This window comes from Thermobifida fusca NBRC 14071 = JCM 3263 (assembly GCF_001592045.1).
Lineage (GTDB): Bacteria > Actinomycetota > Actinomycetes > Streptosporangiales > Streptosporangiaceae > Thermobifida > Thermobifida fusca.
Window position 1 is genome coordinate 104,272 of record NZ_BCWB01000039.1, and the last position, 20,293, is coordinate 124,564.

21 protein-coding genes are annotated in these 20,293 nt (G+C 68.6%); 12 read left to right on the forward strand and 9 right to left on the reverse strand.

Features of this window, described 5'->3' with window-relative positions; all coding sequences use genetic code 11:
- Positions 1-1,353 carry a heparan-alpha-glucosaminide N-acetyltransferase domain-containing protein gene (locus TF1_RS09660; RefSeq protein ID WP_061783828.1) on the forward strand — a complete coding sequence of 451 codons (1,353 nt, stop codon included), beginning with the start codon at positions 1-3 and terminating at the stop codon, positions 1,351-1,353.
- 444 nt (positions 1,354-1,797) lie between these two features.
- Here the strand turns inward: TF1_RS09660 and TF1_RS09665 are convergent, their stop codons facing one another.
- The gene (locus TF1_RS09665; RefSeq protein WP_011292666.1) at positions 1,798-2,481 is read right to left on the reverse strand and encodes a hypothetical protein; all 684 of its coding nucleotides are present in this window, start codon (positions 2,479-2,481) and stop codon (positions 1,798-1,800) included.
- A gap of 151 nt (positions 2,482-2,632) precedes the next feature.
- On the opposite strand from TF1_RS09665, the gene TF1_RS09670 reads away from it, so the two are divergent.
- Entirely contained in the window at positions 2,633-3,430 is a 798-nt protein-coding gene (locus TF1_RS09670) for a purine-nucleoside phosphorylase (RefSeq protein WP_011292665.1), read from the forward strand.
- Positions 3,431-3,653: 223 nt separating this feature from the next.
- Here the strand turns inward: TF1_RS09670 and TF1_RS09675 are convergent, their stop codons facing one another.
- Entirely contained in the window at positions 3,654-4,022 is a 369-nt protein-coding gene (locus TF1_RS09675) for a hypothetical protein (protein WP_011292664.1), read from the reverse strand.
- A gap of 190 nt (positions 4,023-4,212) precedes the next feature.
- Here TF1_RS09675 and TF1_RS09680 point away from each other — a divergent pair, with 190 nt between their 5' ends.
- Complete coding sequence (locus tag TF1_RS09680; RefSeq protein WP_011292663.1) at positions 4,213-4,701, forward strand: Lrp/AsnC family transcriptional regulator; 489 nt, start codon at positions 4,213-4,215, stop codon at positions 4,699-4,701.
- A 10-nt stretch (positions 4,702-4,711) separates the two neighbouring features.
- On the opposite strand, the gene TF1_RS09685 is transcribed toward TF1_RS09680, so the two are convergent.
- Positions 4,712-6,691, reverse strand: coding sequence for an acyl-CoA dehydrogenase family protein (locus tag TF1_RS09685; RefSeq protein WP_011292662.1), 1,980 nt, complete (start codon positions 6,689-6,691; stop codon positions 4,712-4,714).
- A 321-nt stretch (positions 6,692-7,012) separates the two neighbouring features.
- Here TF1_RS09685 and TF1_RS09690 point away from each other — a divergent pair, with 321 nt between their 5' ends.
- Genes TF1_RS09690 through TF1_RS09710 form a run of 5 tightly spaced genes read left to right on the forward strand, consistent with a single transcriptional unit; the run spans position 7,013 to position 10,619 of the window.
- Positions 7,013-7,612, forward strand: coding sequence for a DUF4178 domain-containing protein (locus TF1_RS09690; RefSeq protein ID WP_011292661.1), 600 nt, complete (start codon positions 7,013-7,015; stop codon positions 7,610-7,612).
- Positions 7,613-7,624: 12 nt separating this feature from the next.
- Entirely contained in the window at positions 7,625-8,170 is a 546-nt protein-coding gene (locus TF1_RS09695) for a DUF2617 family protein (RefSeq protein ID WP_011292660.1), read from the forward strand.
- Positions 8,160-8,570: a hypothetical protein gene (locus tag TF1_RS09700; protein ID WP_011292659.1), complete on the forward strand. Its 411-nt coding sequence runs from the start codon at positions 8,160-8,162 to the stop codon at positions 8,568-8,570. The genes TF1_RS09695 and TF1_RS09700 overlap by 11 nt, the downstream gene beginning before the upstream one ends.
- A 40-nt stretch (positions 8,571-8,610) precedes the next feature.
- Positions 8,611-9,033 carry a DUF350 domain-containing protein gene (locus tag TF1_RS09705; protein WP_011292658.1) on the forward strand — a complete coding sequence of 141 codons (423 nt, stop codon included), beginning with the start codon at positions 8,611-8,613 and terminating at the stop codon, positions 9,031-9,033.
- Complete coding sequence (locus TF1_RS09710; protein ID WP_011292657.1) at positions 9,033-10,619, forward strand: polyamine aminopropyltransferase; 1,587 nt, start codon at positions 9,033-9,035, stop codon at positions 10,617-10,619. The genes TF1_RS09705 and TF1_RS09710 overlap by 1 nt, the downstream gene beginning before the upstream one ends.
- 5 nt (positions 10,620-10,624) lie before the next feature.
- Here the strand turns inward: TF1_RS09710 and TF1_RS09715 are convergent, their stop codons facing one another.
- Both TF1_RS09715 and TF1_RS09720 read right to left on the reverse strand, forming a co-directional pair.
- Positions 10,625-11,311, reverse strand: coding sequence for a response regulator (locus tag TF1_RS09715; protein WP_104612624.1), 687 nt, complete (start codon positions 11,309-11,311; stop codon positions 10,625-10,627).
- Positions 11,308-12,435 (reverse strand): sensor histidine kinase, encoded by a 1,128-nt coding sequence (locus TF1_RS09720; protein WP_016189035.1) that lies wholly within the window; start codon positions 12,433-12,435, stop codon positions 11,308-11,310. The genes TF1_RS09715 and TF1_RS09720 overlap by 4 nt, the downstream gene beginning before the upstream one ends.
- Before the next feature lie 189 nt (positions 12,436-12,624).
- Here TF1_RS09720 and TF1_RS09725 point away from each other — a divergent pair, with 189 nt between their 5' ends.
- Positions 12,625-12,843 carry a hypothetical protein gene (locus TF1_RS09725; RefSeq protein ID WP_016189034.1) on the forward strand — a complete coding sequence of 73 codons (219 nt, stop codon included), beginning with the start codon at positions 12,625-12,627 and terminating at the stop codon, positions 12,841-12,843.
- A 130-nt stretch (positions 12,844-12,973) separates the two neighbouring features.
- Here the strand turns inward: TF1_RS09725 and TF1_RS09730 are convergent, their stop codons facing one another.
- Positions 12,974-13,237, reverse strand: coding sequence for a DUF6504 family protein (locus TF1_RS09730; RefSeq protein ID WP_011292653.1), 264 nt, complete (start codon positions 13,235-13,237; stop codon positions 12,974-12,976).
- 287 nt (positions 13,238-13,524) lie between these two features.
- Here TF1_RS09730 and TF1_RS09735 point away from each other — a divergent pair, with 287 nt between their 5' ends.
- Together TF1_RS09735 and TF1_RS09740 are read left to right on the forward strand one after the other, a co-directional pair.
- Positions 13,525-15,459: a serine/threonine-protein kinase gene (locus tag TF1_RS09735; protein WP_011292652.1), complete on the forward strand. Its 1,935-nt coding sequence runs from the start codon at positions 13,525-13,527 to the stop codon at positions 15,457-15,459.
- A gap of 57 nt (positions 15,460-15,516) precedes the next feature.
- A complete protein-coding gene (locus TF1_RS09740; protein WP_011292651.1) occupies positions 15,517-16,485 on the forward strand; it encodes a quinone oxidoreductase family protein in 969 nt (322 codons plus the stop codon).
- A 384-nt stretch (positions 16,486-16,869) separates the two neighbouring features.
- Here the strand turns inward: TF1_RS09740 and TF1_RS09745 are convergent, their stop codons facing one another.
- Positions 16,870-17,949 carry an SPFH domain-containing protein gene (locus tag TF1_RS09745; protein WP_011292650.1) on the reverse strand — a complete coding sequence of 360 codons (1,080 nt, stop codon included), beginning with the start codon at positions 17,947-17,949 and terminating at the stop codon, positions 16,870-16,872.
- A 91-nt stretch (positions 17,950-18,040) separates the two neighbouring features.
- Positions 18,041-18,481 carry an NfeD family protein gene (locus tag TF1_RS09750; protein ID WP_011292649.1) on the reverse strand — a complete coding sequence of 147 codons (441 nt, stop codon included), beginning with the start codon at positions 18,479-18,481 and terminating at the stop codon, positions 18,041-18,043.
- A gap of 179 nt (positions 18,482-18,660) precedes the next feature.
- On the opposite strand from TF1_RS09750, the gene TF1_RS09755 reads away from it, so the two are divergent.
- Positions 18,661-19,140, forward strand: coding sequence for a hypothetical protein (locus tag TF1_RS09755; RefSeq protein ID WP_061783829.1), 480 nt, complete (start codon positions 18,661-18,663; stop codon positions 19,138-19,140).
- A 55-nt stretch (positions 19,141-19,195) separates the two neighbouring features.
- Here the strand turns inward: TF1_RS09755 and TF1_RS09760 are convergent, their stop codons facing one another.
- Entirely contained in the window at positions 19,196-20,164 is a 969-nt protein-coding gene (locus TF1_RS09760; RefSeq protein WP_011292647.1) for a cobalamin biosynthesis protein, read from the reverse strand.
- Positions 20,165-20,293 lie beyond the last annotated feature (129 nt).

Sequence of the window (20,293 nt, forward strand, 5' to 3'; positions counted from 1 at the left end):
ATGCGGCACGGGACCGGGGACGAATCCGGTCTTTCTTCATCGGGAATCAACACGCGACCCCCTACCCTGGTCCACGTGCCGCATCCACAGCCCACACCACACCTGCGCCGTCCGGCGTGGCCGGAGCCGGGACGACTGGTCGGCGTCGACATTGCCCGGGTGCTCGCCGTGTTCGGCATGTTCGCTGTCCACTTGGGCGTGACCTCCATCGGCCTGCTGGACGGTTCCGCCGCCGACACCCTCCACGAACTGATGCGCGGCCGCTCCTCTGCCCTGTTCGCGTTCCTGGCCGGGGTGTCCCTCGCCCTCGTGTCGGGACGGCAAACCCCGCTGGAAGGGGAGCCGCTCCGCAGGGTGACCCTCAAAGTCCTGGTGCGCGCCGTCCTGCTCCTCCTGCTCGGAGTGTTCCTGGACGCACTCGCCACCTCGGTCGCGGTCATCCTGGTCTACTACGCCGGCTACTTTCTGCTCGCGGTGCCGCTGCTGCGGCTGGGCCCGGCCCCGCTGGCCGCCATCGCCACGGGGATCGCCCTCCTCGGGCCGCAACTGTCGTTCCTGCTCCGCACCGTGCTGGGCGACCCCGGGTCCCCGCCGGCCTCGATCACCGGCCTCGGCGACTTCTTCCTCAACGGCTACTATCCGGCGTTCACGTTCATGGCGTTCGTGGTCGCCGGTATGGCGGTGGGCCGCCTCGACCTGAATGCACCAGCGGTGCGCGGCGTCCTGGCCGGCCTGGGCGCAGTCCTGGTCCTGGCCGGATACGGCGTGTCATGGCTGCTCGTCTACCCGCTCGGCGGAATCGACCGGATCGCCGCGACTTTCCTCCCCCTGTTCTACGGCACCGCGGAGACCACGGTCTCCCCTGAAGGGTGGGCCATGCTCCGCGACCTGGCGGCAGAAGAGATCGCTTCCCGGCACGGCACGGTTCCCGTGGACACCCCGGCCTGGCTGCTGGTGTCCTCCCCCCACAGCGGCACCACGTTCGAAATCGCCGGGGCAGTCGGAACCGCGCTCCTCATCCTCGTGGGCTGCCTCTTCGCCGCCGACGTGCTGCGCTGGGGGGTCTACCCGCTGGCCGCTGCCGGTTCGATGGCCCTCACCTGCTACGTGGGGCACATCGTGGTGCTGGCCGCGCTGGGGGACGTCACCGGTGAAGCGCCGCCGTGGCTGTGGGAGATGTTCGTAGCCGGAGCACTGTTCTTCGCCACCGCGTGGAAGACTTTCCTGGGCCGCGGCCCCCTCGAGCGTTTCCTCGGCTGGACCGCCGAGCAGGTGGCCGGCCGGTCTCCTGCCTCGCCGCCCCACGGCGGATCACGCCTGTCCTCGCCCCCGCCGTCGCCTCCCGCGGAGTAGCGGCCGCACCGGCACAGACGCGCTCCAGACCAGAGAACCCCCGGAAGAACTGGGCGGCAGCAGAACACGTGACAGGGCCAGGACTGGCGTGCCGCATGCGGAAACGCCCGGGAAGAGGCGCGGCCAAACCCGGCCCCGGCCTCTGCGGTGACGCTTGAGACCGGGGCGGGCATGGGCCAGCGCCAGGCCGGGAGATAGCACGAGATGGACGGTCCGTCAGCCTTGTACGGTCCGACACATCCAGTCGACAGGCGTCGACGACACCAGGTCCGGTTGAGGCCGTACGGGCAGTGGTGGGAGGCAGAGGCACACCATCTACTCCGCCTCCCACCAACCGGAACCGGTACTTCACACCCTAGGCTGCGGTCCGGCTCCAGGCCCTCCGCCACTGGTTGCGACAACGTCTGGAACTGGTGAAACCCCGGCAAAAAAGCAGGGCGGGTGTCAACCTCGCCGACTGCTGCGCGACATGCGCGCCTGCGTGCGGTCACGGTGCACCAGCGAATCCCCGGTGGTGCGGGTGTGCGCCCGCACCAGCCGCCGGGCGTCGTCGATCGAGGTGCGTGCCACCTCGGGCCGCGCCGCTGTCGCCGGGCGGGGCTCATCGTGGGGGAGCCCGAGGTCGGGGGGAAGCCCGGCACGGCTCACCACCCGCAGTTGCGCCTTCTCCTGGGAGATCGACGGCCGGATACTGCCGTTGGGGGTCTTCCAGCGCCGCAGCCGGTGTTCCAACCATTCGGTGCCCTGGTAGCCCTCGCCGCGCGGCCACGGCATCCCGTCGGGGCGGGTAGTGAGCGCGTACTGGAGGTCCGCCACGGACCATCCGGCGGCGAAGAACCGGGTGGCTTCCTTGCGGAAGACCGTGAAGTCCACCCCGGCCAGCGACGGGTCGTTCCGCCGCAGCAGTTCACAGGCCCGGTGGATCTCCCGGGGCGTGTACACGGGGGAGTTCCACGGATTCGGGCGCGGCGGGCGGAGGAGCGCGTCGTCGACGGTGACCACAACCTCGCCGTCGCGCCGGTCCCAGATCTTCACCCGGTCGCGGGGCCACCCCTGCGACTCCACCAAGGCCGTGGCCAATTTGCGCAGGTCGACATCGTCGTCACTGGACAGCCGGAATTCGGCCATGGGGCGCCTCCTCTTCTCTGCGCTCCCAGCGTAGGTCAAGGTCAGCGCAGAGACACGCCCTGATTTTGCGCTGGAAGGAAGATGACGCGAGACGCTCCGAGTAGGGTGGTTATTTTCCGCCGTTTCTCGTGCGTGGGAGGAGGAAGAGCAGGTGAGCGTTCAGGCACATGCCCGCGCCCGAGCCGCAGCAGACCGGCTGCGTTCCCGTACCGGGGTCGACCGCTACACCACCGCGGTGATCCTCGGTTCGGGGTGGAACGCGGCAGCCGACGCGTTGGGTGCTTCCGGTGTGGAAATCGACGTCACCCAGCTTCCCGGGTTTGTGGAGCCTTACGCGCTGGGACACCAAGGGCTGGTGCGGAGCGTGTCCGGGCACCGGGGGGACATGCTGGTGTTCCTGGGCCGCCCCCACTTGTACGAGGGGCACGACGCGGACACGGTGGTGCATAGCGTGCGCACCGCGGTGGCGGCGGGTGCGGACACGGTCGTGCTCACCAACGCTGCCGGATCCCTCGACCCGAACCTGGAAGTAGGCCAGTTGGCGCTGGTTGCCGACCACATCAACTTGACGGGACGGTCTCCCGTCGTCGGTCCGCGGTTCGTGGACCTCACCGACGCGTACAGCCCTGAGCTGCGCGCCGTGGCCCGCGAAGTTGACCCGTCGCTCCCGGAAGCCGTCTACGCGGCCCTGCCTGGGCCGCAGTTCGAAACCCCCGCCGAGGCCCGCATGCTCCGCACGCTCGGCGCGGACCTGGTGGGGATGTCCACGGTGTTGGAAACGATCGCTGCCCGGGAACTCGGCGCCCGCGTGCTCGCCCTCTCCCTGGTCACCAATCTCGCCGCGGGCCTGGGCAGAGGCCCGATCCTGCCCGAGGACGTGCTCCGCACTGGGCGGGCCGCCGCGACAGAGGCCGGTGTCCTGCTGGCGGATGTGGTGAAGAAAATCTGACCGGGAACTCCCGGACCGGTGACGGGGAACAGGACGAGACCGGCGGGGCCCAGAACAGGAGGGGTCCCCGCCCCTGCCTGCACGGTCCCTCCAGCCCGCAGCACCCGGGGCCGACGTCAGCCCACGGACCGCGGAGCAGCTCGCTCACCTGCCCCGTCGAGACCCCGATCCGCTGCGGGGATGCGGCAATCCTAGGCCCGCTGCCGTGCCTCAGCTGGCCAGGTCACGGCTGCTCTCCCCACCCCCACAGCGGGTCCGGGGGAAGCACGTCCGGGGAGAGCTCCGCGTCGGCGGCGTTGATGACCGGAACGTACTCGTCATCCACGGTGAACTCGCGGCCGCCCAGCTCGAACGTGGGGACCAAGTGCGTATCCACCGGTCCGATACGCGTGTTCCGCGGAAAGACCCGCCACACTTCGCGGGGACGTTTCTTGCGGAATCTGCGGTTCGCGACCACCACCACCGAAGTGTCCGTGACCACCACGTAGCAGGTCGCTGAATCGTTCCACGTGGCAGGGAAGACGTAGCGGATCTCTGCGTCGACCGGAAGAAAACCTTTCAAACGGGTGCGGACCGCGGTGGGAACAGGCATGGGACCTCCTCGCGACTGGGTGGAACACCGTCCACAGCCAAGCGGTCTCGTGTGTGGACTTCCCCACTTTTGAGGAAATTCGCTGGTAGAACGGTTTTTCAGTCTCAATTCATGAGAAATCCCGTAGACGGAACTCCCCCGTCTTGCTATCTCTTCGTGCGGATCGGATCGGAAAGACGAGGGTTGACCAGTGGGCAGTGATGCGCGGCGGCCGGCCAGGGCGCCCGACAAGATCGATCAGGCGATCATCGACGCGCTCGCGCAGGATGCGCGGATCGGCGTGAGTGAGCTCGCCGAAATGGTCAACATCTCCCGGGCCACCGCCTACAACCGCATCAAGCGGCTCACCGACGAGGGAGTGATCCGCGGCTACTCCGCGGTCGTGGACCACGCCCGGATGGGGCTCGGCATCACCGCGCTCATCCTGATCTCGGGAAGCCAACCCGATTGGCGGGCCAACCGCGAGATCATCTCCTCCTACCCCGAAGTCGAATACTGCTGGTACGTCGCGGGGTCGGCGGACATCGTGCTGCTGGTGCGGCTGGCCAACACCGATCAGCTCCGCGACCTCATCCTCACCCGACTGCAGTCGCTTCCCGGCGTCAACTCCACGCAGACCCTCACCGTCATCGACGAGGTCGTGCACCGTACCGTGGTGCGACCGCCGCAGGACTGCTGATTGCAGCATTTCACGTCTCCGCGCCCACCGGCACCCGGGCCCGCGCCTGCTGATCTTGGCGGGCGGTTTCCGCGCCCAGCGCGATCGGCGCGGCCAACCATTCGTCGTTCAACCCGAACGCGTCCACCAGGTCGCGGGCGTGAGGGCGCAGCTCCTGGCACAGCGCGTTCACCGTCGCGGTGACCGCCTTGGCCCGGGCCGGGGTGAGCCGCCCGTGCTCCAGAAACCAGGCGCGCTCCTGCTCCACCAGGGAGAGCGCAGCCAGGTCGCACAGGCGCTCCACGACCGCCCGCGTGCCTTCGTCTTCAATCCGGGCGACACCGGAAGCGAACGCTTCGAACACCAGCCGGTCCACGTGGGCGCGGGCTGCGAGCAGCACATGGTCTTGCACGTTGTTGACCACGTCGAACGGGTCGGCATCGGCGGGGGCGGCGCGGAGCCGGCGCGCCAGCCCTTCCAGCACGTGGTTCTCCCGGTCTGCCAGCAGGGCACGCTGCCATTCCCGGTTCCGCAGGTCGTCCTCGTCTCCGCGCCCCGGGGCAGCCTGGACCAGGCGGTCCAGCAGTGAGCGGGCAGCCGTGCGCTCGATCACGGTGCCGAGGAACTGCCCGGCCGCGAACTTGGCCATGCCCAGCGGGTCAAGGTTGCCGAACTCCTGGCGGTAGTTGGTGAGCAGGCTTTTCCCCACCAGCTGCAGCAGCACCGTGTTGTCGCCTTCGAAGGTGGTGAACACGTCCGTGTCCGCGCGCAGTTGGGGAAGCCGGTTCTCCGCCAGATAGCCTGCCCCGCCGCACGCTTCCCGGCAGGTCTGGATGGTGTCGACGGCGTGCCAGGTGGCGACCGCCTTCAACCCGGCAGCGTGCGCCTCCAATTCCCGTTGCGCTCGCTCGTCCAGGGGCCCGTCGGTGAAACCGTCGTGCAACCGGGACACCATCTCCTCTTGGGCGAAGTGCAGCGCGTAGGTGCGGGCCAGAGCCGGCAGCAGACGGCGCTGGTAGGCGAGGTAGTCCAGCAGCGCCACCTCGCTGTCGCTGCCGGGGCGGAGGAACTGGCGGCGCACCTGCCCGTAGCGGATCGCGATCGCCAGCGCGGTCTTCGCCGCCATGCCAGCACCCCCGGCCACGCTGATCCGGCCGCGGACGAGCGTGCCGAGCATAGTGAAGAACCGCCGGTTCGGGTTCTCGATCGGACTGGAATAGGTGCCGTCGGCGGCCACATCCCCGTACCGGTTGAGCAGCGCGGTGCGCGGCACCCGGACTTGGGTGAACCAGATACGGCCGTTGTCCACTCCGTTGAGCCCTGCCTTAGGCCCGCAGTCTTCGATGCGGATCCCGGGCAGTACGGTGCCGTCGGCGTCGCGGATGGGGACCAGCAGGGCGTGCACCCCGTGCCGCTGCCCGCCAGTGATCAACTGCGCGAACACGACGGCGAGCCGGCCGTCGCGGGCGGCGTTGCCGATGTAGTCTTTGCGGGCCGCTTCGTCGGGGGTATGGACGACGAATTCGTCTGTGTTCGGGTCGAAGGTGGCGGTGGTGCGGAGCCGCTGCACGTCAGAGCCGTGACCGGTTTCCGTCATGGCAAAACAGCCGGGGATCTCCAGCGACATCACCCCCGGCAGGTAGGTGGCGTGGTGGTATTCGGTGCCCAGCGCCTGGATCGCGCCGCCGAACAGCCCCCACTGCACACCCATCTTCACCATCAGCGACAGATCGCAGACGAGCATTTCGAACGCTGCCACGGAGGCGCCCACCTCTCCGCGGCCCCCGTACCGCGGGTCGAAGCCGTAGCGGGCCAGGTCGGTACGCGCCAAGGCGTGCAACTGCTCGGTGACTCGGGCGCGGTGCTCCGCCACGCTCAGCCCGTAGCGGGGGGTGAACTCCGGGCCGCGGAGTATGTCGCGGGCGCGGCGCCGCACCGCAGCCCAACGGCCGTCCAAGAGGTCGCGTAGCGCTTCGACATCGACTCTCGCTGTATCGCCGTGCTGGGGCATGGCAGCCTCCCCCTCGATAGGGCCTCCACTGTCCCCTTCACTTCTGCTCTGTACTGCCCGGAACTAACCCGCCGCCCCGGCCGGAAGCGGACACCACCCGGCTTCCCCTGTTCGAAAAGCGTGCTGGCCTGCGGTCATCAACGTCCGCAGGGGAACATATGGGGAACCCCACTCGAAAAATAGATAACGAATCAATAACTACATCGGCGGAGGGGATCCGATTGTCCGTCTGACTCCCGGCAGCCCTCTGGCGGACCGGGATGGACGCTCGCCATCCCGACATGTCACCATCAGCACAGTTGAGAAGTAGGAGACACCGGCGTGCGCACAGTGATCCTGTTGGCGGTCCTCATCGCGGCAGCGGCCGCACTCATCTACCTGTTCGTCCGCAGCCGGAAAACCGCTGCACCGCCGCCCGCCCCCGCCCCGCTGCGCGACCCCTTCGCCGACTCGGGCCCGCAAGGCGACCCGCGCGCCATCAAAGTCGGGGACATGCTCGACATCGGGATCGAACGGGTGTGGGTACGCGGCACCCTGCGGCTGTCGGAAGGCGGCTGGCAATGGGCCGAGCACTTCGTAGACGAAGGCGGCACCGGACAGCGGCGCTGGCTCTCCGTAGAAGAAGACCCCGATGTGCGGATGGTGCTGTGGACGAGCCGCCCCGACCTGGACGTCGTTCCCGGCCCTGCCACGCTCACCGTCGACGGCGTCACCTACCGGCTGGTGGAACGCGGCACCGCCTCCTACCGGTCGGAAGGCACCACCGGGCTGCGCGCCAGCGGAGGAATGGACTACGCCGACTACCAGGCACCCAGCGGAGAACGCCTCGCATTCGAGCGGTTCGACCACGGTTCGTGGGAAGCCAGCGTCGGCACCGAGCTCACCCCCGCGACCGTCACCGTCTACCCCGGCGGCAACTGAGCCGCAACCGAGATGAGAATCGCCGTCGATGTCCCGTTCAGTGACACCCGCGCCGCCGACCTGGCGTGGAGTGTGACCCACGGTCCCGTCGAACCGCTCGTCAGCCGGACCGTGGCCCTGGCCGGTGCCCGTGTCCGCCTCTGCGTGCTGGGCGCCTCCCACCAGGTGGTGGTGGACCACGGGCCCACCCGGTTCGTGGAGACCGTCGCCTGCCTGCCGGATGTCGGCGGCGGACTGCCCGCCGAGGCAGCCCTCCGCGTGCCGGGAACGGCGCGCTACCACTTCACCAGTTCCGTGCACCGCCTCGACCGCGCCGAGTTCACCGCCCGCACCACCACGGTCCGCGACCGGCTCGCCGAACACCCCGGGGCGCTCCTCGCCGTCTTCCCCGGAAACCCCCTCGCGATCACCGCGCTGCTCGTAGCCGGGGCGGGGCCGGTCCTGCACTGGTACACCTGGCACGCCTACCCGCAGACCGGAGAACTGGTGACCACCGTGTCCACCACCCACCTCCACCCTCCGCTCTCCGGAAGAGAGGACCCCGGTCATGGCCGTTGACCCCGACAACTCCGCCCCCGCCAAGAAGAAAGTCCTCATCGGACTGGGCCTGCTGGCGCTCATCGTCGTCTTCGTCGCCTCCTGCAGCAGCTCCTGGTCCCGCTGCGGCGACTACGACCGCGACATCGTGTACACCTACAGCCCTGGCCGAGGCGACTACGACCGGCGAGGCAGCGACTATGTCTACCGGCCCGACGGCACTGGCGACTACCGCCGCGAAATCCGCTACATATACAACCCCAACGGCGGTGCCTACGACCTGAAGAACGGGGAGTACGTCTACGTCGGATGCAGCAAGAGGAACCGCTTCTCTTGGCACGTCGGTGTCGACAGCAGCGACAGCAGCTCCAACCGCAGCGGCAGCTCCACCCGGGGCGGCGGCCCGGGCTGGGGCAAATAGTGTTACCCGCTCCCACCCCTCAACCGAAGGAGAAACCCCCATGCACCCACTGCTCATCGACGTCGTCGCCTGCCTGGCCTACGGCGTAGTCGGTATCGCGCTCATGGCTCTCGGCTACCTGATCGTCGACCTACTCACCCCTGGCAAGCTCCACGAACTGATCTGGACGAACCGCAACCGCAACGCGACGCTCATCGTTGCGTCCAACACCCTCGGCGTGGCCATCGTCGTGTCCACCGCCATCGCCGCGAGCGCCAACGACCTCGCTGCCGGGCTGGTCACCACCGTTGTCTACGGACTGGTCGGCCTCCTCCTCATGGCACTGTCCTTCCTCCTCATCGACCTGCTCACCCCCGGCAAGCTCGGCTCGATCGTCGCGGAGAACGAACTGCACCCTGCCGCCTGGGTCAACGCCTCCGCCCACCTCGCGGTCGCAGCGGTCGTGGCCACCGCCATCTACTGATGGTCGACACCACACCGGCGCAACCAGCCGAGCAGAAGGAACGCCTGCCCCTGCCCCCGCGGATCGCCCGGTTCGTCGTGCTGTTCGCGGTCTTCGTCTGCGCCGCGTGCGGCCTCGTCTACGAGCTCGCTCTCGTCGCCCTCGGCAGCTACCTGCTCGGCGACACCATCACCCAGGCGTCCGTGGTCCTGGCGGTCATGGTCTTCGCCATGGGCGTCGGATCCCTGGCCTCCAAACAGCTCACCCACCGGCCCGCGTTCTGGTTCGCCGTGGTGGAAGGCCTGCTGTCCCTGCTTGGCGGCCTATCCGTCCTGATCCTTTATGCGGCGTTCGCCTGGTTCTCGCTCTACCAGCCCGCCCTCGTCAGCCTGTCCTTCCTCATCGGTGTCCTCATCGGCGCGGAAATCCCGCTGCTGATGACCCTCATCCAGCGCATACGCCGTCAAGAGGCCGCCAGTGCGGTCGCTGACCTGTTCGCCGCCGACTACGTGGGCGGCCTCATCGGCGGCCTTGCTTTCCCCTTCCTGCTCCTGCCCGTCTTCGGACTGCTGGAAGGCGTGCTCCTGGTCGGCATCCTCAACGCGGTCACCGGAATAGCGATCGTGCTCTGGCTGTTCCGGCACTCCCTCACCCGCGGCGGCAGGATCGGACTCGCCGCCGGGCTCGCCCTGGTCATGGCGGTGTCCGGGAGCGCACTCGCCCTGTCCGAGCGGTTCGAAGTGGACGCCCGCCAAGCCCTCTACCGAGACCCAGTGGTCTACGCGGAACGCTCCGACTACCAGGAGATCGTCCTCACGGAGAACCTCGCCCGCACCGACCTTCGGCTGTTCCTCAACGGCGACCTCCAGTTCTCCTCCCTGGACGAGTACCGCTACCACGAGTCGCTCGTCCACCCGGTGATGAACGGGCCGCGCCGCACCGTGCTCGTCCTCGGCGGCGGGGACGGCTTGGCCCTGCGCGAAATCCTCGAATACGCGGACGTGGCACGCGTTGTCCTCGTCGACCTCGACCCGGCCGTAGTTGACCTGGCTCGCACCCACCCCCGCATCACCGCGCTCAACCGGGATGCGTTCGCCGACGAACGCGTCACCGTCGTCCACGACGACGCGTTCACCTGGCTGCGGACCACCACCGAGCAGTTCGACGCGATCGTCGTGGACCTCCCCGACCCCGACGACGTCAACACCGCCAAACTGTATTCGGTGGAGTTCTACGGACTGGTCCGGCAGGCTATGGCGGAAGAAGCGCGGGTCGTCGTCCAAGCCGGGTCTCCGTACTTCGCCTCCCGCGCCTACTGGAGTGTCGGACAGAGCATGGAGGAAGCCGGACTGCACACCACCCCCTACCACGTGGACGTGCCCAGCTTCGGCGACTGGGGGTTCTTCCTCGCCGCGACCGACCGTGCCCCCGCACTCACCCTCCCCGACGACCTGCCCGACACCGACTTCCTCGACGCGGCAGTCCTGCACGCCGCCCAAGTCTTCCCCAAAGACCGGCGGCCTGGGGCGCAGGGCGAATCCCAGCCGTCGACCCTGCTGAACCCGCGCATCATCGACTACCACCGCACCGCGTGGGAAGGGTACTGACCAGTTCAGGGCGTCGCGTCGTCGAGAAGGCCCGCGTCATGCACCAGCAGGGCGATCTGGACCCGGTTGGTGAAACCGAACTTGGCCAGAATGGCGGAGACGTGCGTTTTCACCGTCGGCACGCTCAGATGCAGGGCCGCGCTGATCTGCGCGTTGGACAGGCCGCGGCCCACCGCTACCGCCACCTCGCGCTCCCGGTCGTTGAGGTGGGCGAGCCGCTGCCGGGCACGGCTCCGCCGCAGGTCTGCCTCAGGGTCGGCGACCCGCGCGATGAGCCTGCGCAGGACGGTCGGGGACAGGACCGGGTTGCCGCGGGCCACCTGCCGCACCGCCGCCACGATCTCTTCGGGCGGAGTGTCCTTCACCAGGAAGCCGGCGGCCCCGGCACGCAGCGCACGCAGGACGTGCTGATCGGCGTCGAACGTGGTGAGCACGATCACTTCGGGGGCGTTGCGCCGGGCACGCAGCCGCTCGGTCGCGGTCAGCCCGTCCATGCCCGGCATGCGGATGTCCATGAGCACCACGTCCGGGTGGTGCTCGTCGACGAGGGCGAGCGCTTGGGCGCCGTCGCCCGCGTCCCCCACCACCCGCAGGTCCGGTGCCCCACCCAGCATTATGGTCAAGCCGGCGCGCACGAGCGGATCATCGTCGACGAGCAGCACAGTGATCGGCGGATCGGCAGGCTGGGTCACGACGGCCAGGGTAGTCGAGCCGTAAGCCGCCACCCGCCGTCGGCAAGCGGCCCGTACTCCAGCTCCCCGTCGGCGACCCGCACCCGTTCCGCCAGGCCCAGCAGCCCGTACCCTGGGCCAGGAGCCTGGCCCGCTTTGGCGGGGGCTGTCGGCGCGGTATTGGTCACCGCCACATCCAGCCCGGTGCCTGCCGCCCCGTTGACCGCCACGGTCACCGCCGCACCTGGGGCGTGCTTGCGGACGTTGGTCACCGCTTCCTGCACGATCCGGTAGACGGTCCGGCCCAACGCGTCGGGAACCTCCCCGGCCACCTCCTGGACCAGGCGAATCCGCATCCCGCTCTGCTCGGCCTCAGCCACGAGCGAGCGAAGGTCGGCGAACACCGGCTGCGGCAGTTCTCCGACCGGGGCGCGCAGCACACCCACCACCTGGCGGAGGTCCTGCAGCGCCTGGTGGGCGCTTTCCCGGATCACGCGGGCAGCGCGGGCGATGTCTTGAGGGGGCGCGTCGGGACGGTACGCCAACGCTCCGGCGTGCACGCTCAGCAGGGACAGCCGATGTCCGAGAACGTCGTGGATTTCGCGGGCGATCTCCTCCCGGGCTGCGCGTCGCGCCTCCGCCTCTGCGCGTTCCCGCAACGACACGAGGAGCCGGCGGCGGTGGTGCACGAACAGTCCCCAGCCGGTGGCGGTGCCTTGACAGGCCGCGCCGATGAAGAACAGCAGCAGGCCGGGAGCGCCGGGTTCGGGACGCAGCAGCGCATAGGCGACGGCAGCGAGCAGGCTGAGCGCAAAAACCGTCAGCGAAGTGCGCGGCGGCCGGTGCACGGCGACCGTGAACAGCCCGACCAACATCGCCCCGGACACCATCTCCGAGAAGCTCGACAGCAGCACGAGCGCCACCGCTACCTCGGTGGGCCAGCGGCGGCGGAACCACAGCGCCCCGCAGCCCAATGCGCCGACCGCTTGATCCAGGGTGAACAGCCATGCGGGGACGACGCTAGGGACCTCGGCTGCGCTGATCCGCAGCCCGGACAGTACGATGCCCCAGACGACGGCCAGGGCGAACAGTGCGAAGTCCACGAGCCAGTCGCGGAGGCGGCGGGGACGCTTGGCTGCAGTCATCTTGAGAAGAGCCTACGGTCCCTGCGCCGGGGTCTTCCGGTGCGCGGCCCGAGACCATACCGAAGTCACCGCAGTCGCTACTTTCGTCGCTGCCCGCGAGGCCACACGGCGACTTCCGTCAATCCAACGTGTGCTCTTGACCGATCCGCGTGACCGAGTGGCCTGTCTAGCGTCACCGGCATGCGGTCAATGATGCAGACAGTGGGATTCGTGCTGATGCTCATGGGCATCAGCGGGGCCATCGACCATCTCTACGTCCAGCCGATCATGGGACTCCTGCTGAACGTCTTCAACCGGGTGATCCTGCCCCACCTCGACTTCCTCGCCGGCTATGAGCTGTACGCCAACCTGAGCCTGGCCGTGGTGGGCGTCGTCGTGATGGCGGCAGCGAACCTGGTACCGGAGTAACCCCCGCGGCGCCGCGCCAGTCCAGGACTCTGCCGCTCGGTAGTCCCATCCCGCCGTGCCCGGGACGCGGCGGGCGCGCGGCCCCACCCGCCTGGGCGCGCGCCCGCTCCGCCGTGGCTGCGTTTCCAGCTCACCCGGTCCGGGCCAGCAGCCAGTCTTCAGTCGTGGAGTCGTACCGCAGCTCGTACAACCCGAGGCCCGCCCCAACGCCGGCACGGACCCGCCAGAAGACCCGCTCCGGTCGTTTGCCGTTGCCGCTGTAGTCCTCGCGCACCGTCACCCAGTGGTCGAGAATCTGCTGGACTACGTGGATCCGCCCCTGCCATGCGAATCGTGTCGGCCGCCCGTAGTGATCCCAGACCTGCACGGGGACCCCGTAGTCCCGTCCTGCCATCACCGCTCCCCACCTTTCCCGGTATGAGCGCGTCCACGACCGGCCAGTGCCCGAACTCGCACCTGTGTTCGAACAAGCGTTCTAATGATAGGGGAGAAGATCACGCTGCGTAGGGGAAATGGGGAAGGTGCCCGTACGCTGCCCTGCCACACTGAGTCGCCTTATGCCCCGGTTTCGTGGTTGACTGCGACCGTCCAGGCAGCGATACCTCCGCCCTTGTCCCAGGCGAGATCGCTAGGCTTTGGGAGGCGAACCGCACCCCCTTGTCCCTCTAAGGAATCCCTACCGTGACGCGAAACGGGCACGAGCGCGCCAAACCCCTCCGCCCCGGCGACCCGACAGAATTGGGCGCCTACCGCATCGTGGGTCGTCTAGGCCGTGGCGGTATGGGAACGGTCTACCTCGGTAAAGACACTGCGGAACGTCTTGTCGCGATCAAGCTGATCCGTCCTGACCTCAGCGAGGATCCCGCGTTCCGCCAACGCTTCGCGCGTGAGGTGGCAGCGGCACGCCGGGTCGCCCGGTTCTCCACCGCCGCCGTACTCGACGCGCAGTTGGAGGGCGATCCGCTGTTCATCGTCTCCGAGTACGTGGCAGGACCCAACCTGGCTGAAGCGATCCAGGCCGACGGTCCGATGTACGGCGGGACCTTGGAAAGCCTCGCCATGGGGGTTGCCGCGGCGCTCACCGCGATCCACGGGGCGGGCGTCATCCACCGCGACCTCAAACCCGCCAACGTGCTGTTGTCCTCGGTGGGGCCGAAGGTGATCGACTTCGGTATCGCCCGCGCCTTGGACGACGACACCGCGGTGACCCGCTCCAGCCAGCTCATGGGCACCCCCGCCTACCTGGCGCCGGAGCTCATCGCGGGCGAACCCCCCACCCCCATGTCCGACATCTTCTCGTGGGGGTGCCTCGTCGCCTACGCGGGCACCGGGCGGGCCCCCTTCGACGCCCCCACTGTTCCGGCAGTGCTCCACCAGATCGTCGCCGGGCAGCCCAACCTGTCCGGGCTCGACCCGGCACTGCGGGAACTCGTGGAAAGCGCGCTGGACAAATTCCCCGACAACCGCCCCACCGCCCAGCAGCTTCTCAGCCGGCTGGTCGGACAAGAGGAGATGAGCCTGGACGCGGTCCACGAGACCGTCGTGCGCTCTTGGACCCCGCCTGCCACCTCGCGGCCGGAAGCGGTCCCCTCCGGACCGAACCCGGCTGCCGTGCCCGCCCAGGTGGGCGCGGCAGCAGCGGCCCCTCCCACCCAGCCGGGCACCACTCCTCCCGGCGGACAGCCCAGCGCTACACCCTCCGCCGGACACCCCGGGGCTACTCCTCCCGCCGGGCAGCCCGCAGCCGCTCCCCCCTTCCCCGAGCATTCTCCGCAGACTCCGCCCTGGGCTGCCCCCACCCCGCCGGGCGGCAACGGCACCGAGCAGAAGACGCGGGGCACACGCTTTTCTCCCGCGATAGCGATCGCCGGTGGGAGCGCTGTCGCCCTCCTCGCCGGGGCAGTCATCGGCGGACTGGTGCTGTTCCGCTCCCCTGAAGTGCCCGAAGGCATGCAGGTCTACGCAGACGACTTCACCCACCAGGACGGGTGGGCTGGCTACGACTTCGACCCTGAGAACACCTTCTCCTGGTCGGGCTACTACCAGGGCGGCTACGCGCTCAGCGCGGACGGGGACACCCGGACCTCCACGGTCTCGGTCGCTCCCCCCGCCGGACTTCCGGAGCAGGTGCGCGTCAGCGCCACCACCCAGGTGGTGTCCGGACCGGACTACGGAACCTACGGGCTGCACTGCTTCTACAACGACGACGGAGACAACGTCACCTACTACTCCGCCACGGTGCGCGTGGACGGCAGCGCAGCCCAGATCCGCCGCCACGGCGGCGAACAAGGCTCCACCCACCTGGAGGAAGTCACCGCCAAACCCGTCTCCGGTTTCCTCACTCCCAGCAGGGACGCCGAGGAAGCGCCGGTCAACACGTTCGACTTCACCTGCGAACTGGACCCCGAAGCCGACACGGTCACCCTCAACCTGTGGCTCAACGGGGAGCACGTCCTGGAGGCGGTCGACACCAACCCGCTGCCCTATGACGGCGAAGACGCCCCCCAGGCCGGCATGCTGGCCGGCCGGGGAATCGGCGGAGGCGACAACATCGTGGTCGTCTTCGACGACTTTGCCGTGTACCAGTTGGACGGCGGGCAGCGGGAAAGGTCGTAACAGTAACGTCTGTCCTGTTGCGCGGGCACGGTGCCCGCGAATGCGAGGAGGCCACGCATGCGCGCCATCGTTGTCGAGGAGACCGGCGGTCCGGAAGTCCTGCGGCCCACCGAGACCGCCGATCCGGTCCCCGGCCCTGGAGAAGCCGTCGTCGACATCGCGGCCCGTGGGGTCAACTTCATCGAGATCTACCAGCGCACCGGCATTTACCCTGTGTCCCTTCCGTGGATCCCGGGCAGTGAGGGCGCGGGTGTGGTGAGTGCCGTGGGGGAGGGCGTCACCGAAGTGTCCGTGGGCGACCGCGTGGCGTCCGTCGCGCTGCGCGGCTCGTATGCGGAGCGTGCCGTGGCCGCCGCCAAAGACCTCGTGCCCGTCCCCGACGAGGTCACCCTTGACCAGGCTGCCGCGGTCCTCCTCCAAGGGCTCACCGCGCACTACCTCACCCATTCGACCTATCCGATCCAGCAGGGCGACACTGTCCTGGTGCATGCCGCCGCCGGCGGCACCGGGCAGCTCATCGTCCAGCTCGCCAAGCGGCGCGGGGCCCGAGTCATCGGCACCGTCTCCACCGAAGCCAAGGAGCGCCAAGCCCGCGCGGTGGGGGCCGACGAAGTCATCCGCTACACCGAGCAGGATGTCACCACCGAAGTACGGCGGCTCACCGGCGGGGAAGGGGTGCCGGTCGTCTACGACGGCGTGGGCGCGGCCACTTTCGACGTAAGCCTGGCCTGCCTCCGCCCTCGCGGCATGCTGGTGCTGTTCGGACAGTCCAGCGGGGTGGTGCCGCCGTTCGACCCGCAGCGGCTCAACGCTGCCGGCTCGGTCTATCTGACGAGGCCGTCGCTCGGCCACTACACACGCACCCGGGAGGAGCTGCTCGAACGCGCCTCCGCGGTGTTGGGCCTCGTGGCTTCCGGGGAACTTGCCGTGCAGATCGGGGGACGTTACCCGCTGGCGGAGGCGTCGCGGGCCCACACCGACCTGGCCTCCCGGGCAACCATGGGCAAACTGCTGCTCGTCGACTAGCGCCGCCCGCACCGCACTCTACGGCGGGGCGGCACGGGCGCACCCCGGTGTTCGCAACACCGAAACAGCAGCGGATTTATGGTGTGCCTGGCTGCCGCGCCGACGCCATTTCCCAGTCCCGCAGCATCCCTGAGCCACCCCTCCTCCCACCGTATTTCTCAACGTATTTACTGGTCGGGCAGGGAGAGGAAAGGAATGGCTCCTCGTGCGGAGTGAGAATCGGGTGGACTGTGCGGGAAAACGAAAAAAGGATGGCCGGGATCTGATGTGCGAGCGACATCCCGGATCCGTCCTTTTTCGTTGTGCGCACCACCGTGCTCGGCTGTTCCCGCCCCGGTACCGGGGCGGGAACAGCCCTGGAAAACATTCCGGGCGAGACCCGCCCTACGACTGCGTGTCGCGCTGGCTCGGCAAATGGGGAGAAGCTGCGGCCTGGGCCTCATTCTTCGCTTCTTTGACCGCTTTGGCCGCTTGGTCAGCGGCCACGTCGGCGGCGTGCAGCGTTTCAGCGCTGGGGCCGTCGCTCTGGGTGAGCTCGGGAGGTGTCTCCGCTGCAGCAGCCGGCTCCTCCTGCGCTGTCTCAGCGGAAGCGCCCTCGCGGTTCGGGGCGAACGCCTGGCTCAAGTGCTGGATCGCCTGGGTGAGCTCCCCGGGGATCACCCAGAACGTGTTGCCCTGGCCTTGTGCGAGCGTCGGCAGCGTCTCCAGGTACTTGTACGCCAGCAGCTTGGCGTCGGCGTTGTTGGCGTGCACCGCCTGGAAGACCCGTTCAATGGCTTTGGCTTCACCGTCGGCACGGAGGATCGCGGCCTGCTGCTCACCCTGCGCTTCCAAGATGGCCTGCTGGCGGGCACCTTCGGCTTTGAGGATCCGGGACTGGCGTTCCCCTTCCGCGTGCAGGATCGCGGCACGCTTGTCGCGTTCGGCCCGCATCTGCTTTTCCATGGCCTCTTTGATGGTGGGCGGCGGGTCGATGGCTTTGATCTCGACCCGGTTGACGCGGATACCCCACTTGCCGGTGGCTTCGTCCAGCACCCCGCGCAGCCGCGAGTTGATCTCCTCCCGGGACGTGAGCGTCCGCTCCAAGTCCATGCCGCCGATGACGTTACGCAGGGTGGTGATGGTGAGCTGGTCGATGGCCTGCAGGTAGTTGGCGACTTCGTAGGCGGCGGCCCGCGGGTCGGTGATCTGGTAGTAGAGGACGGTGTCGATGTTGACCACGAGGTTGTCCTCGGTGATCACCGGCTGCGGGCGGGACGACAGCACCTGTTCCCGCAGGTCGAACTTGGTGCTGACTCGGTCCACGATGGGGACGATGAAGTTGAGGCCCGGTTGCAGGGTCCGCAGGTAGCGGCCGAAGCGCTCCACGTTGTAGGCGCGCGCCTGGGGGACGATCCGTACGGTGGACATCACGCCCAGGACGACAAGGATCGCGAGGGCGATGAGGACGATTTGTAGAGCCATGGCGGCTGTCACTCCTCCTGCAGCGGCTGCCCGGCTAAGGGAACGAGGACGTTGACAAAGACACGGCGGGCCCTGGAACGACGGTCCGCGGTCACGGCAGCTCGTCTCTCGGGTACACCACCGCGGTAGCACCCTCGATCTCCATGACGTCGACGTGGGCGCCGACCGGGATACGCAGTGTTTCGTCGAGGCACCGGGCCGACCACTCTTCGCCCTGGAGTTTGATTCGGCCGCCGGTCGCGGTGATCTCCTCAACCACGAGTGCACTCCGCCCCACCAGCGCCTCTGTTCCGGAACGGAGCGGCGGCGGCTGAGTCATATGACGGCGAGCAATGGGCCGGACCACGAGCAGACCGGCGGCCGACGCAACCGCGAACACGAGGACCTGCCCGGTCAAGCCCACCCCGAACGCTCCCACCACCCCGGCGATGAGCGCCGCCGCACCAATGAGTCCCAGGGCAAGGGTCAGTGTGAACAGCTCGGCGACGCCAAGCGCGACAGCCAGAACCAACCAGACAACCCACACCGACATATCCACTCCCGCCTTCGAGGGCGCGCATTCGTAAAACTACCCGCAAATCCCCCCTTTGCACCGCCGGTTTCCCACAGCGAACCAATCGTGACATCAGAGAACACGGGCGATCTTCTCGTCAGGTTTTCTTTTTCCGATCTCCCTGCCCTCACACACGAAATCCGGGAGAAACTCGGATTATGAACCACTATCCCGGACCGTACGGCGGTCAGGATCCCGCTGACGCCTGGAATCAGGGCGGCGTGCCTGACCCGATGCCCCCGGACAAATCTGCCACCGGCGGATACTTTGCCCCGCTCCCCGCGGTTTCTGAGACGCCGATCGCTGTTTTAGGTGAGATCACGGTCACGCAGAGCACGGTGTATACGCCAGCCGGCACCTTTCCCCTGCGGGGGAGCATGTGGACGATCAACGACCTGACCACGGTGCGCGAGTCCACCCCCGCCTGGGCCATCGTCGTGGCGTTGCTCGGTTTCTTCGTGATCTGCGCGCTCAGCCTGCTGCTGCTCCTGGTGAAAGAGACCCGTGTGGAAGGGACGATCCAGATCACCGTGGTCTTCGGAGACCGGTTCTTCACCACGCAGGTGCCGGTACGGTCCCGCAGCGACGTCGTCCGGATCCACCAGCAGTTCCACTACGTCCGCTCGCTGACCTGCTAAGCAGCGGTTGTCCCGGTGCCGGCACCCTCAGCTCGGTGCGGCACCGGGGACGGGTTCAACGCCTTCCGCGGCGGTCTCCTACGGCCAGTCCCCAGGCAGCGGCCGCGGTAAGCAGGACAGCCCCCACCGTGACAGCCCGGCTGAGGCGGATGGCGCGGTGAATGTCCGCTGCTGCGGGAGGCGGGCCGTCACCGAGCTGGGGCCGCTCTTCCACCCTGCCGTCGTAGATGTTGCGCCCGCCGAGGCGCACCCCGAGCGCCCCGGCGAATGCGGCCTCGCACTGGCCCGCGTTCGGGCTGGGATGACGCTGTCCGTCGCGGATCCAGCTCCGCCACGCGCGACGCGGATCACCCCCGATGAGCGGGGCGGCGGCCACCGCGAGCAGGGCGGTGAGCCGGGACGGCGCCCAGTTGGCCATGTCGTCCAGGCGGGCTGCGGCCCAGCCGAACCGCGCATACCGGGTAGAGCGGTGGCCGACCATCGCGTCGAGGGTGTTGACGGCACGGTAGGTGAGCAGCCCGGTGCACCCGAGCAGGGCACCCCACACCAGGGGGGCGACCACCGCGTCCGAGGTGTTCTCAGCCACGGATTCGATCGTGGCGCGGGCGAGGGCCTGCTCGTCGAGACCCCGGGGGTCCCGGCCGCAGAGGTGAGGTAGGCGGCGCCGCGCTTCGGCCAGGTCCCCGGAGTGCAGGGCGTCGGCGAGGGCCGCAGCTTCCCGTTCCAGCATGGCTCCGCCGACTACGGTCCACGTCGCGGCAGTGACCGCGAGAGCACGCCAGCGCCCGGTACGCGTGTCAGCGAATGCCCCAAGGGCGGCGACGGGGGCGAGGGCCGCGGCAGCGAACAGGGCGCCCCGCACCCGGCTGGGCGCATACAGCAGCCGCTCCAGGCGTGCCGCGGCGGTGCCGAACAACGCCACCGGATGGCCGCGCTGGGGGTCGGCAACGACCCGGTCCACGGCGGCTCCCGCTACGAGCCCCCACGCCCACGTCCGGCGAGAGGTGTGACGCTTTTTCCGCATGCCCTGACCCTAGAGGCCCGGCTGCTGGCCATGGTCCCTGCCTCCCCGGGCGGTGGACCGGTGCCCAGACTTCCGGGAAGAAAAACAGACCGGAAAGTCAACGCTTATAGTGAGAACGGCACCACAGCG

Excerpts from the sequence above, each read along its gene's own strand:
- TF1_RS09725 (WP_016189034.1), top strand. The coding sequence starts at position 12,625 with ATGATGCAGACAGTGGGATTCGTGCTGATGCTCATGGGCATCAGCGGG.
- TF1_RS09675 (WP_011292664.1), bottom strand. The coding sequence starts at position 4,022 with ATGCCTGTTCCCACCGCGGTCCGCACCCGTTTGAAAGGTTTTCTTCCG.
- TF1_RS09700 (WP_011292659.1), top strand. The coding sequence starts at position 8,160 with ATGGCCGTTGACCCCGACAACTCCGCCCCCGCCAAGAAGAAAGTCCTC.
- TF1_RS09685 (WP_011292662.1), bottom strand. The coding sequence starts at position 6,691 with ATGCCCCAGCACGGCGATACAGCGAGAGTCGATGTCGAAGCGCTACGC.
- TF1_RS09740 (WP_011292651.1), top strand. The coding sequence starts at position 15,517 with ATGCGCGCCATCGTTGTCGAGGAGACCGGCGGTCCGGAAGTCCTGCGG.
- TF1_RS09705 (WP_011292658.1), top strand. The coding sequence starts at position 8,611 with ATGCACCCACTGCTCATCGACGTCGTCGCCTGCCTGGCCTACGGCGTA.
- TF1_RS09710 (WP_011292657.1), top strand. The coding sequence starts at position 9,033 with ATGGTCGACACCACACCGGCGCAACCAGCCGAGCAGAAGGAACGCCTG.
- TF1_RS09750 (WP_011292649.1), bottom strand. The coding sequence starts at position 18,481 with ATGTCGGTGTGGGTTGTCTGGTTGGTTCTGGCTGTCGCGCTTGGCGTC.
- TF1_RS09755 (WP_061783829.1), top strand. The coding sequence starts at position 18,661 with ATGAACCACTATCCCGGACCGTACGGCGGTCAGGATCCCGCTGACGCC.
- TF1_RS09695 (WP_011292660.1), top strand. The coding sequence starts at position 7,625 with ATGAGAATCGCCGTCGATGTCCCGTTCAGTGACACCCGCGCCGCCGAC.
- TF1_RS09665 (WP_011292666.1), bottom strand. The coding sequence starts at position 2,481 with ATGGCCGAATTCCGGCTGTCCAGTGACGACGATGTCGACCTGCGCAAA.
- TF1_RS09745 (WP_011292650.1), bottom strand. The coding sequence starts at position 17,949 with ATGGCTCTACAAATCGTCCTCATCGCCCTCGCGATCCTTGTCGTCCTG.
- TF1_RS09730 (WP_011292653.1), bottom strand. The coding sequence starts at position 13,237 with ATGGCAGGACGGGACTACGGGGTCCCCGTGCAGGTCTGGGATCACTAC.
- TF1_RS09660 (WP_061783828.1), top strand. The coding sequence starts at position 1 with ATGCGGCACGGGACCGGGGACGAATCCGGTCTTTCTTCATCGGGAATC.
- TF1_RS09720 (WP_016189035.1), bottom strand. The coding sequence starts at position 12,435 with ATGACTGCAGCCAAGCGTCCCCGCCGCCTCCGCGACTGGCTCGTGGAC.
- TF1_RS09760 (WP_011292647.1), bottom strand. The coding sequence starts at position 20,164 with ATGCGGAAAAAGCGTCACACCTCTCGCCGGACGTGGGCGTGGGGGCTC.